6 protein-coding genes and 1 pseudogene are annotated in these 11,851 nt (G+C 69.5%); 5 read left to right on the forward strand and 2 right to left on the reverse strand.

What is annotated here, in order from left to right:
- Positions 1-469: ATP-binding protein (locus tag AB8Z36_RS15010; RefSeq protein WP_369213787.1), on the reverse strand; the 469-nt coding region annotated here is incomplete at its 3' end.
- A gap of 272 nt (positions 470-741) precedes the next feature.
- On the opposite strand from AB8Z36_RS15010, the gene AB8Z36_RS15015 reads away from it, so the two are divergent.
- Both AB8Z36_RS15015 and AB8Z36_RS15020 read left to right on the forward strand, forming a co-directional pair.
- On the forward strand, positions 742-6,267 hold the full coding sequence (locus tag AB8Z36_RS15015; protein ID WP_369213788.1) for a HAMP domain-containing protein: 5,526 nt from the start codon (positions 742-744) through the stop codon (positions 6,265-6,267).
- Positions 6,268-6,511: 244 nt separating this feature from the next.
- The gene (locus tag AB8Z36_RS15020; RefSeq protein WP_369213789.1) at positions 6,512-7,195 is read left to right on the forward strand and encodes a response regulator; all 684 of its coding nucleotides are present in this window, start codon (positions 6,512-6,514) and stop codon (positions 7,193-7,195) included.
- Positions 7,196-7,330: 135 nt separating this feature from the next.
- Here AB8Z36_RS15020 and AB8Z36_RS15025 read toward each other — a convergent pair whose 3' ends face one another.
- On the reverse strand, positions 7,331-7,498 hold the full coding sequence (locus AB8Z36_RS15025; RefSeq protein ID WP_369213790.1) for a hypothetical protein: 168 nt from the start codon (positions 7,496-7,498) through the stop codon (positions 7,331-7,333).
- A 16-nt stretch (positions 7,499-7,514) separates the two neighbouring features.
- Here AB8Z36_RS15025 and AB8Z36_RS15030 point away from each other — a divergent pair, with 16 nt between their 5' ends.
- From AB8Z36_RS15030 to AB8Z36_RS15040, 3 genes and pseudogenes are all read left to right on the forward strand, one after another.
- On the forward strand, positions 7,515-10,133 hold the full coding sequence (locus AB8Z36_RS15030) for a DNA translocase FtsK (protein WP_369213791.1): 2,619 nt from the start codon (positions 7,515-7,517) through the stop codon (positions 10,131-10,133).
- Positions 10,134-10,322: 189 nt separating this feature from the next.
- The gene (locus AB8Z36_RS15035; RefSeq protein WP_369213792.1) at positions 10,323-11,228 is read left to right on the forward strand and encodes a helix-turn-helix domain-containing protein; all 906 of its coding nucleotides are present in this window, start codon (positions 10,323-10,325) and stop codon (positions 11,226-11,228) included.
- Positions 11,229-11,367: 139 nt separating this feature from the next.
- A pseudogene (locus AB8Z36_RS15040) lies at positions 11,368-11,851 on the forward strand (30S ribosomal protein S12 methylthiotransferase RimO); the annotation flags it as partial.

Here is an 11,851-nt window from a genome sequence, read left to right on the forward strand (position 1 = left end):
GGCCCGCGGTGCGCGTGCCCACGCGGCGGTGCGGGAGGTCGAGCTGGAACCAGACCTGCTTGTGGGTCGGGGTGTACTCCACGCCCCAGCGGGTGGCGAGCGCGGCGCAGAGCTGGAGGCCGCGGCCGCCCTCGCGGTCGGGGCTGCCCATGTTGACGGAGGACTGCTGGAGCGGAATCTCGCGCTCCGGATAGCGGTCGGAGACCTCGATGCGTGCGGCGTCCTCGGTGCGCAGGCACAGGACGTCGGCGGCGGTGCCCGCGTGCACGACGGCGTTGGTGACGAGCTCGCTGGTCAGGACGACGGCGTCGTCGACGATGTCGGTGAAGCCCCAGCCCTGAAGGGTGTCACGGACGAAGGAGCGGGCCGTCGCGACGGAACGCCCGACGGGGTCGAAAGTCGCAGCCGCGCGCGCGGTGATCACAGCACTCCTCGTACGAGTATCGACGCCCAGTTCTCCCGAACTCATGGTGCGGCCGCCCCTCCGATGCCCGCTTGTTCGTGTACCACCGCCCAGGCCGGGCAGGACCGGGGTGGTTGGACAGCCGGATGCAAGGTTACTTACCTTCGCCGTCCATGCTGATGCCGGTCGTCAGTGTTTCCGCCCGGAGGGTGTGCGGACGGTGTGCGAAGCTGCCGAACTGTTATGGCCTGGTTCAGCCATGGTGAAACACTGGGCAAGCTTCATGGAGACAGCCCGAGCAGCTCAAGCAGTAGGTCGACCCTTGCGGGAGGGACACAGTGGAGTCTGGCGCAGCGACGCGGGGCACTGACACGCGCGCGAAAGACGGACAGTCCCTGAACAAACAGCGCAAACCGCGCCAAGGGGCACAGGCGTCCGTGGACGCGGCGGCCCTGAATCGGCTGCTCGCGGCCCTGGTGGCGATGCGGGACGGCAATTTCCGCAAGCGGCTCACGGTCTCCGGCGACGACGTCATGTCCGAGATCGCGGCGGTCTTCAATGAGGTGGCCGACCGGAATCTGCACTTGACGGGGGAGATCTCCCGGGTGCGGCGCATGGTCGGGCGTGAGGGAAAACTCACGGAGCGCCTGGAGAGCGGGGCGAGCGAGGGCTCGTGGGCGACCGCGATCGACGCCTCGAACGCCCTGGTGGACGACCTCGTACGGCCTGTCTCCGAGGTCGGCCGGGTCCTCTCCGCGGTGGCGGACGGCGACCTGGAGCAGCGCATGGAGCTGCGGGCGCAGGGGTCCGACGGGAACGGACATCCGCTGCGGGGCGAGTTCCTGAAGGTCGGGCGCACCGTCAACAACCTCGTCGACCAGCTCTCCACCTTCACCGACGAGGTCACGCGCGTGGCCAGTGAGGTCGGCACGGAGGGCAAGCTCGGCGGGCAGGCCCGGGTGCGCGGGATGTCCGGTTCGTGGAAGGACCTCACGGACTCCGTCAACACGATGGCGTACCGCCTGACCGCACAGGTGCGGGACATCGCGCTCGTGACGACGGCGGTGGCGAAGGGCGATCTGTCCCGCAAGGTCACGGTGCACGTGGCCGGCGAGATGCTGGAGCTGAAGAACACCGTCAACACGATGGTGGACCAGCTGTCCTCGTTCTCCTCCGAGGTGACGCGCGTGGCGCGCGAGGTGGGCACGGAGGGCGAGCTCGGCGGTCAGGCGCGGGTGCCGGGTGTGGCGGGCGTGTGGAAGGACCTCACCGATTCGGTGAACCTCATGGCCGGCAATCTCACCGCGCAGGTGCGCGGGATCGCGCAGGTCACGACGGCGGTCGCGAACGGCGATCTGTCCCAGAAGGTCACGGTCTCCGCGCGCGGCGAGGTCGCGCAGCTCGCCGAGACCATCAACCAGATGACCGAGACGCTGCGGACCTTCGCGGACGAGGTCACGCGCGTGGCCAACGAAGTGGGCGCCGAGGGCCAGCTCGGCGGCCAGGCGAACGTGCCGGGCGCGGCGGGCACCTGGAAGGACCTCACCGACTCCGTCAACACGGTCTTCCGCAACCTGACGACGCAGGTGCGGGACATCGCGCAGGTGACGACGGCGGTGGCGAACGGCGACCTGTCGCAGAAGGTCACGGTCGACGTCGCGGGCGAGATGCTGGAGCTGAAGAACACCGTCAACACGATGGTGGACCAGCTCTCCGCCTTCGGTTCCGAGGTGACGCGCGTGGCGCGGGAGATCGGTGTCGAGGGCGAGCTGGGCGGCCAGGCGCAGGTGCAGGGCGCGGCGGGCACGTGGAAGGACCTCACCGACTCGGTGAACACCGCCTTCCGCAACCTCACGGGCCAGGTCCGCAACATCGCGCAGGTGACGACGGCGGTGGCCAACGGCGACCTGTCGCAGAAGGTCACCGTGGACGTGTCCGGCGAGATGCTCCAGCTGAAGAACACCGTCAACACGATGGTGGACCAGCTCTCGTCCTTCGCCGACCAGGTCACGCGGATGGCCAGGGACGTGGGCACCGAGGGCCGCCTCGGCGGCCAGGCGCGCGTGGACGGCGTGAGCGGCACCTGGAAGGACCTCACCGACTCCGTCAACTTCATGGCGGGCAACCTGACGTCCCAGGTGCGGCAGATCGCCCAGGTCACCACGGCGGTGGCGCGCGGCGACCTGTCGCAGAAGATCGAGGTCGACGCCCGGGGCGAGATCCTGGAGCTGAAGAACACCATCAACACGATGGTCGACCAGCTCTCCGCCTTCGCCGACCAGGTGACGCGGGTCGCCCGCGAGGTGGGTACCGAGGGGCGCCTCGGCGGTCAGGCGCAGGTGCCGGGCGTGGCCGGTGTCTGGCGGGACCTGACCGACTCCGTGAACGGCATGGCGGGCAACCTCACCGCGCAGGTGCGCAATATCGCGCAGGTCGCGACGGCGGTGGCGCGTGGCGACCTGTCGCAGAAGATCGACGTGGACGCGCGCGGCGAGATCCTGGAACTGAAGAACACCCTGAACACCATGGTCGACCAGCTCTCCGCCTTCGCGGAGCAGGTCACGCGGGTCTCGCGCGAGGTGGGCACGGACGGCATCCTCGGCGGCCAGGCCGAGGTGCAGGGCGTCTCGGGCACCTGGAAAGACCTTACGCAGTCCGTGAACGGCATGGCGAACAACCTCACCCTCCAGGTGCGGAACATCGCCGAGGTCACCACGGCCGTCGCCATGGGCGACCTCTCCAAGAAGATCACGGTCGACGCCAAGGGCGAGATCCTCGAACTCGTCACGACCGTGAACACGATGGTCGACCAGCTCTCGAACTTCGCCGAGCAGGTGAACCGCGTGGCCCGCGAGGTGGGCACGGAGGGCATCCTGGGCGGTCAGGCCAGGGTCCCGGGCGTCACCGGCACCTGGAAGGACCTCAGCGACAACGTCAACCTGATGGCGAACAACCTGACCGGCCAGGTGCGCAACATCTCCCAGGTGTCGGCGGCGGTCGCCAACGGAGACCTCACCAAGAAGGTGACGGTCGAGGCGCGCGGCGAGGTCGCGCAGCTCGCCGACACCGTCAACACCATGGTGACGACCCTGAGTTCCTTCGCGGACGAGGTCACGCGCGTGGCCCGCGAAGTGGGCACGGACGGCATCCTGGGCGGCCAGGCGCGCGTGCCGGGCGTGTCGGGTACGTGGAAGGACCTGACGGAGTCCGTGAACGGCATGGCCTCCAACCTCACCGGACAGGTCCGCAACATCGCGATGGTCACCACCGCGATCGCCAAGGGGGATCTCACCAAGAAGATCGACATCGACGCCCGTGGCGAGATCCTGGAGCTCAAGACGACCATCAACACGATGGTCGACCAGCTCTCCTCCTTCGCCGAGCAGGTCACCAGGGTCGCCCGCGAGGTGGGCACCGAAGGGCAGCTCGGCGGGCAGGCACGCGTGCGTGACGTCGACGGGACCTGGCGCGACCTCACCGAGTCGGTGAACGAGATGGCCGGGAACCTGACCCGTCAGGTGCGGGCCATCGCCAAGGTCGCCACCGCGGTGACGCGCGGCGACCTCAACCTGAAGATCGAGGTCGACGCCGCGGGCGAGATCCAGGTCCTCCAGGACAACATCAACACCATGATCGCGAACCTCCGCGACACCACGCTCGCCAACAAGGAGCAGGACTGGCTCAAGGGGAACCTCGCGCGGATCTCCGGTCTGATGCAGGGCCGCCGCGACCTGGAGGACGTCGCCTCGCTCATCATGAGCGAGCTGACGCCCGTGGTCTCCGCGCAGCACGGCGCCTTCTTCCTCGCCCTGCCCACGGACGACGCCAAGGACCTGGGAGGCGACCAGGAGGACGCGTACGAGCTGCGCATGCTGGGCAGCTACGGCTACTCCATGGGATCCATGCCGACGTCGTTCCGGCCCGGCGAGACCCTGATCGGCACGGCCGCCAAGGAGCGGCGCACGATCCTCGTGGAGAACGCGCCCTCGGGCTATCTGCGGATCGCCTCCGGCCTCGGCGAGGCACCGCCCGCCCAGGTGATCGTCTTGCCGGTGCTCTTCGAAGGGACCGTCCTCGGTGTGATCGAGCTGGCCGCGTTCCAGCCCTTCACGCAGATCCAGAAGGACTTCCTCAGCCAGATCGCCGAGATGATCGCGACGAGCGTCAACACCATCAGCGTCAACACCAAGACCGAGGTGCTGCTCAAGCAGTCGCAGGAGCTGACCGAGCAACTGCGGGAGCGCTCCGCGGAGTTGGAGAACCGGCAGAAGGCGCTCCAGGACTCCAACGCGGAGCTGGAGGAGAAGGCCGAGCTGCTCGCCCAGCAGAACCGCGACATCGAGGTCAAGAACACCGAGATCGAAGAGGCGCGGCAGGTCCTGGAGGAGCGTGCCGAGCAGCTCGCGGTCTCGATGCGCTACAAGTCCGAGTTCCTGGCGAACATGTCGCACGAGCTGCGCACTCCGCTCAACTCGCTGCTGATCCTCGCCAAGTTGCTCGCCGACAACGCGGACTCCAACCTCACCCCCAAGCAGGTGGAGTTCGCCGAAACGATCCATGGTGCGGGTTCGGACCTGCTCCAGCTCATCAACGACATCCTGGACCTGTCGAAGGTCGAGGCGGGCAAGATGGACGTCTCCCCGACGCGCATCGCCCTGGTCCAGCTCGTCGACTACGTGGAGGCCACCTTCCGGCCGCTGACCGCGGAGAAGGGCCTCGACTTCTCCGTACGGGTCTCGCCGGAGCTGCCCGCGACCCTGCACACCGACGAGCAACGGCTGCTCCAGGTGCTGCGCAACCTGCTGTCCAACGCGGTGAAGTTCACCGACTCCGGAGCGGTCGAGCTGGTCATCCGGCACGCCAACCACGATGTGCCGGACGCCATCAGGGAACAGCTCCTGGAGGCGGGCTCGCTGCGGGACGCGGGCGCCGACCTGATCGCCTTCTCGGTGACGGACACCGGCATCGGCATCGCGGCCAGCAAGATGCGCGTGATCTTCGAGGCCTTCAAGCAGGCCGACGGGACGACCAGCCGCAAGTACGGCGGCACGGGGCTCGGCCTGTCGATCAGCCGGGAGATCGCGCGGCTGCTCGGCGGCGAGATCTACGCACAGAGCGAGCCGGGCCGCGGCTCGACCTTCACCCTGTATTTGCCCCTGCACCCCAGCGAACTGCCCCCGCAGGGCTACGCACAGCTCGCCCCCGCGCCCGCCACGCCGGAGCTGCCCGCCCTGGAGGAGGGCGCCGGGGCCGAGGCCACGGCACGGGCCGAGGGCACCAGGCCGCGGCGCGAGGCGCCCGCTCCGCCCGCCTCGCTCTTCCGGCGGCGCAGGCGGTCGGCGTCCGGCCAGGGCCCCGCGGCGGCCCCTGAGCAGCAGCCCGCGCTGCCGGGACAGCAGCCGGGGGCGGCGGCGCAGGAGCAGCGGCCGCAGGAGCAGTGGCCCACGGCGGGCCAGGAGCCCGCGGCGGGGAGGGCGGCCTTCCGCTTCGGCGGCGAGAAGGTCCTGATCGTCGACGACGACATCCGCAACGTCTTCGCGCTCACCAGTGTCCTGGAGCAGCACGGCCTCTCGGTGCTGTACGCGGAGAACGGCCGGGAGGGCATTGAGGTGCTCGAACAGCACGACGACGTCACGGTCGTCCTGATGGACATCATGATGCCGGAGATGGACGGGTACGCGACGACCACGGCGATCCGCAGGATGCCGCAGTTCGCCGGGCTCCCGATCATCGCGCTCACGGCGAAGGCCATGAAGGGCGACCGGGAGAAGGCGATCGACTCCGGCGCGTCCGACTACGTCACGAAGCCGGTCGATCCCGATCACCTGTTGTCGGTGATGCAGCAGTGGATGCACGGCCAGTGACCGAGAACCGGCTTCGTCACACGGAGTTGCTGACAGAGTGTGGCCGAGGTCGTGTAGAACCGCGGTATTCGGGGAACCTTCTGGTCTCCCACCGCGTTTCTGCTACGTGCACAGTGACATCGCGGTGACAGGGTGTGGCGACGGGCGGGGTGCGGCTACCATGACCGGCACAAGGACGGGCGGCGCAAGGGAGTCGTCCTCTGGGGCGGCACCCGGTGTTTCGCCGGGGCGAGGAGGGCGGGCCATGGTGCAGAAGGCCAAGATCCTCCTGGTCGATGACCGGCCGGAGAATCTGCTGGCGCTGGAGGCCATCCTCTCTGCGCTCGATCAGACACTGGTGCGGGCATCGTCCGGGGAGGAAGCGCTCAAAGCACTGCTGACGGACGACTTCGCGGTCATTCTGCTGGACGTGCAGATGCCGGGAATGGACGGTTTCGAGACCGCGGCGCACATCAAGCGGCGGGAGCGGACCCGGGACATCCCGATCATCTTCCTCACCGCCATCAACCACGGACCGCACCACACCTTCCGGGGCTATGCGGCGGGCGCGGTGGACTACATCTCCAAGCCGTTCGACCCGTGGGTGCTGCGCGCGAAGGTCTCGGTCTTCGTCGAGCTGTACATGAAGAACTGTCAACTGCGTGAGCAGGCGGCGCTGCTGCGCCTCCAGCTGGAGGGCGGCGGCAAGCCCGCCGCGGGCGACGCCAAGGAACCGGCGGGGCTGCTCGCCGAGCTCTCGGCGCGGCTCGCGGCCGTCGAGGAGCAGGCCGAGGCGCTCTCCAAGCAGCTCGACGACGAGTCGGCGGACGCGGCGGCGGTGGCCACGGCGGCCCATCTCGAACGCAAACTGACCGGCCTGCGCCGCGCCCTTGACGCCCTGGAACCAGGCACTGGCAGCGGCGCCCCCTCCGTCCCCTCGCAGAACTGAGACGACGGGCCGCCCCGCGGCCCCGGTGAGTTCCCGTCAGTTACCCGCCACCACAGGACGACACAGACGGGTGAAGCGGTGGGCACACGTGTCCGCAGAGGTCGACAAAGGTAACCTCACACACATGGCCTCACGTCAGCCCGCAGCCAAGAAGACGCCCGCGAAGAAGGCGGCCGCGCCGACGAAGGCTTTGGCGAAGAGGCCTGCCGCCAAACCGCCCGCCAAGAAGACGGCCGCAAAAAAGGCGCCGGCGAAGAAGGCCGTCGCGAAGAAGCCCGCGCCCAAGCCGGCGCCCAGCCCCACCGGGGGTGTGTACCGCATGGCGCGCGCCGTCTGGCTCGGCATCGCGCACGCGGTCGGGGCGATGTTCCGCGGCATAGGGCGGGGCGCCAAGGGCCTCGACCCCGCGCACCGCAAGGACGGCCTCGCGCTGCTGCTGCTCGGCGTCGCGCTGATCGTCGCCGCGGGCACCTGGTCGAATCTGCGGGGCCCGGTCGGTGACCTGGTGGAGATCCTGGTGACCGGCGCGTTCGGCCGCCTGGACCTGCTGGTCCCGCTGCTGCTCGGCGCCATCGCCGTCCGCCTCATCCGCCACCCGGAGAAGCCCGAGGCGAACGGCCGTATCGTGATCGGCCTCTCCGCCCTGGTCATCGGCATCCTCGGCCAGGTCCACATCGCGTGCGGTTCACCGGCCCGCAGCTCCGGCATGCAGGCGATAAGGGACGCGGGCGGCCTGATCGGCTGGGGCTCGGCCACCCCACTGATCTTCACCATGGGCGAGATCCTCGCGGTGCCGCTCCTGGTCCTGCTCACCGTCTTCGGCCTGCTCGTCGTCACCGCGACACCGGTCAACGCCATCCCGCAGCGGCTGCGGGCGCTCGGCGTCCGGCTCGGCGTGCTCCAGCCGGAGCCCGAGGACGGGATGTACAGCGAGGACGACGAGCGCTACGACGAGCAGTGGCGCGAGGCGCTGCCCGCGCGGTCCTCGCGCCGCCGTAGCGCCGCGCCCGAGGCGTACGACCCCGACCAGGCCGAGGAGGAGGCGCTCACCAAGCGCCGCAGGCCGCGCAGGACCCCCGTGCAGCCGGACATGAACCGGCCGATGGACGCCGTGGACGTGGCGGCAGCGGCGGCGGCCTCGCTGGACGGTGCCGTCATGCACGGGATGCCGCCCTCGCCCCTGGTCGCCGATCTGACGCAGGGCGTCTCCGGGGAGCGCGCGGACCGGCGGGAGGAGCCCGCGCCCGCCGAGGAGCGGGAGCGCACGGCGCCCGTACCGAGCGCACGGGCCACCCAGGCGCCGGAGCGGGACCCCGACGCCCCGGTGCCCGGCAAGCTGAAGAGGAAGCCCCCGCAGAAGGCCCTGGAGCCGGGCGAGAGCGCCGTCCCCGACCTCACCAAGTCCGCGCCCGAGGCCCCGCGCGAGCTGCCGCCGCGCGCCGAGCAGCTCCAGCTCGCCGGGGACATCACGTACTCACTGCCCTCGCTCGACCTCCTTGAGCGCGGCGGCCCCGGCAAGTCCCGCAGCGCGGCCAACGACGCGGTCGTCAGCTCGCTGTCGAACGTCTTTACGGAATTCAAGGTCGACGCGCAGGTCACCGGCTTCACCCGGGGCCCGACGGTCACGCGTTACGAGATCGAGCTCGGCCCCGCCGTCAAGGTCGAGAAGATCACGGCGCTCGCCAAGAACATCGCCTACGCCGTCGCCTCCCCGGACGTGCGGATCATCTCGCCCATCCCCGGCAAGTCCGCGGTCGGCATCGAGATCCCGAACTCCGACCGCGAGATGGTCAACGTGGGCGACGTGCTGCGGCTCGCGGACGCGGCCGAGGACGATCACCCCATGCTGGTCGCGCTCGGCAAGGACGTCGAGGGCGGCTTCGTCATGGCGAACATGGCGAAGATGCCGCACATCCTGGTCGCCGGTGCCACGGGCTCCGGCAAGTCCTCGTGCATCAACTGCCTGATCACCTCGATCATGATGCGGGCGACCCCCGAGGACGTACGGATGGTCCTCGTCGACCCCAAGCGCGTCGAGCTGACCGCGTACGAGGGCATCCCGCACCTGATCACGCCCATCATCACCAACCCCAAGAAGGCCGCCGAGGCCCTCCAGTGGGTCGTGCGCGAGATGGACCTGCGCTACGACGACCTCGCCGCCTTCGGGTACCGGCACATCGACGACTTCAACCAGGCCGTCCGCGAGGGCAAGCTCAAGACGCCGGAGGGCAGCGAGCGGGAGCTCCAGGCCTATCCGTATCTGCTGGTGATCGTCGACGAGCTCGCCGACCTCATGATGGTCGCGCCGCGCGACGTCGAGGACTCCATCGTCCGCATCACCCAGCTCGCGCGCGCGGCCGGCATCCACCTGGTGCTCGCCACACAGCGGCCCTCGGTGGACGTCGTGACCGGTCTGATCAAGGCGAACGTGCCCTCGCGGCTCGCCTTCGCGACCTCCTCGCTCGCCGACAGCCGGGTCATCCTCGACCAGCCGGGCGCGGAGAAGCTCATCGGAAAGGGTGACGGGCTGTTCCTGCCGATGGGGGCGAACAAGCCCACCCGTATGCAGGGCGCCTTTGTCACCGAGGATGAGATCCACGCGGTCGTCCAGCACTGCAAGGACCAGATGGCGCCGGTCTTCCGGGACGACGTCACCGTCGGCACCAAGCAGAAGAAGGAGATCGACGAGGACATCGGCGATGACCTCGATCTCCTCTGCCAGGCCGCGGAGCTGGTGGTTTCCACTCAGTTCGGGTCCACGTCGATGCTCCAGCGCAAGCTGCGCGTCGGCTTCGCGAAGGCCGGACGGCTGATGGACCTGATGGAGTCGCGCAGCATCGTGGGCCCGAGCGAGGGTTCGAAGGCACGTGACGTTCTTGTGAAACCTGACGAGCTGGACGGCGTGCTGGCCGTGATCCGCGGGGAGGCTCACCCGTAAGGGTGTGGGAGGCAACCGTTTCCCTTCGACACACGTCAAGTTGAGGGAGAGAAGAGCACGATGTCGCACCATCGGTATGTAAGGCCATTCTGATGGCGTACAAAGTCCGTCCGTCCGGTTGCCCCACCCTTTCCGGGCCCCCCTAAACTGAACCTCCGGCAGGTGGCTACACGCTCGAAAGGCGCCCCCGTGTCCATCGGCAACTCCCCTGAAGACGACCGACCTTCAGACGACGACCGCCTCGACCGCCAAGCCCGCCCCGCGGCCGAGACCCCGGCAGCAGACGGCTGGGCGGCCGATCGCCGGGCCGACGAGCCCAAGATCGGCGATGTCCTGCGCCAGGCCCGGGTCAGGGCCGGGCTGACCGTGGACGAGGTCAGCACGTCCACCCGGGTGCGCGTCCCGATCGTGCACGCGATCGAAGCGGACGACTTCTCCCGGTGCGGCGGCGACGTGTACGCCCGCGGCCACATCAGGACGCTGGCGCGCGCCGTCGGCCTCGACCCCGCCCCGCTGATCGCGCAGTACGACGCGGGGCACGGCGGTCATCCGCCCGTGCCCACACCCGCGGCGCCCCTCTTCGAGGCCGAGCGCATCCGCTCCGAGCCCCGCAGGCCGAACTGGACCGCGGCCATGGTCGCCGCGATCGTCGCGGTGATCGGCTTCGTCGGCTTCACCGCCTTCAGCGGCGGCGACGACGAGGGCGGCGGCACGAAGTCGATGGCCGAGGGTGCCGCGCCCGCCAGCAGCAAGCCGGCCGTGAAGCCCAAGCCGAACAAGCCCGCCGACCCCAAGCCCGACCCCTCCGACAGCGCCATCGCCGGCGTCCCGCGCGACAAGGTCACCGTCAAGGTCAACGCCGCGGACGGCCGGAGCTGGATCTCCGCCAAGGACCACAGCGGCCGCACCCTCTTCGACGGCGTCCTCGAAGAGGGCCAGGCCAAGACCTTCCAGGACAAGAAGAAGATCGACCTCATTCTGGGCGACGCCGGAGCCATAGAGCTGTACGTGAACGGCAAGCAGGTCGAGAACGAATTCGAGCCCGGCCAGGTCGAGCGCCTCACGTACACGAAGGGTGACCCGGAGGTCGGCTGACCGGCCCCCCGTGACCGCGCTGACCTGGGACGTCGACCGGGGCGCGGTGACGGACCGGTGAAGCGGCGCCGACCGGAGGCCGACCGCCCGGTAACCCTGGCGGCGGGGGCCGGGGCGCGGACGAAGTAGTCTTGAGACCATGCCCGAACGCCGCACCGTCGCCCTTGTCACTCTTGGCTGCGCCCGTAACGAGGTGGACTCGGAGGAGCTCGCAGGCCGCTTGGAGGCGGATGGCTGGCAGCTCGTCGAGGACGCCGAGGACGCGGATGTCGCCGTCGTCAACACCTGTGGCTTCGTCGAAGCCGCCAAGAAGGACTCCGTAGACGCCCTCCTCGAAGCCAATGACCTCAAGGGCCACGGCAAGACCCAGGCCGTCGTCGCGGTCGGCTGCATGGCCGAGCGGTACGGCAAGGAGCTCGCCGATGCGCTGCCCGAGGCCGACGGCGTGCTCGGGTTCGACGACTACTCCGACATCTCCAACCGGCTCCAGACCATTCTGAGCGGCGGCAGCGTCGAGGCCCACACCCCGCGCGACCGGCGCAAGCTGCTGCCGATCAGCCCGGCCGAGCGCCAGCTCGCCAAGGCGGACGTCGCGCTGCCCGGTCACGCGGACACCGCCGCGC

It is taken from the genome of Streptomyces flavofungini, from assembly GCF_041028215.1.
In the GTDB taxonomy this organism is placed as follows: Bacteria; Actinomycetota; Actinomycetes; order Streptomycetales; family Streptomycetaceae; genus Streptomyces; species Streptomyces flavofungini_B.

Coding starts and splice junctions, on each gene's coding strand:
- AB8Z36_RS15020 (WP_369213789.1), top strand. CDS start 6,512: ATGGTGCAGAAGGCCAAGATCCTCCTGGTCGATGACCGGCCGGAGAAT.
- AB8Z36_RS15030 (WP_369213791.1), top strand. CDS start 7,515: ATGGCGCGCGCCGTCTGGCTCGGCATCGCGCACGCGGTCGGGGCGATG.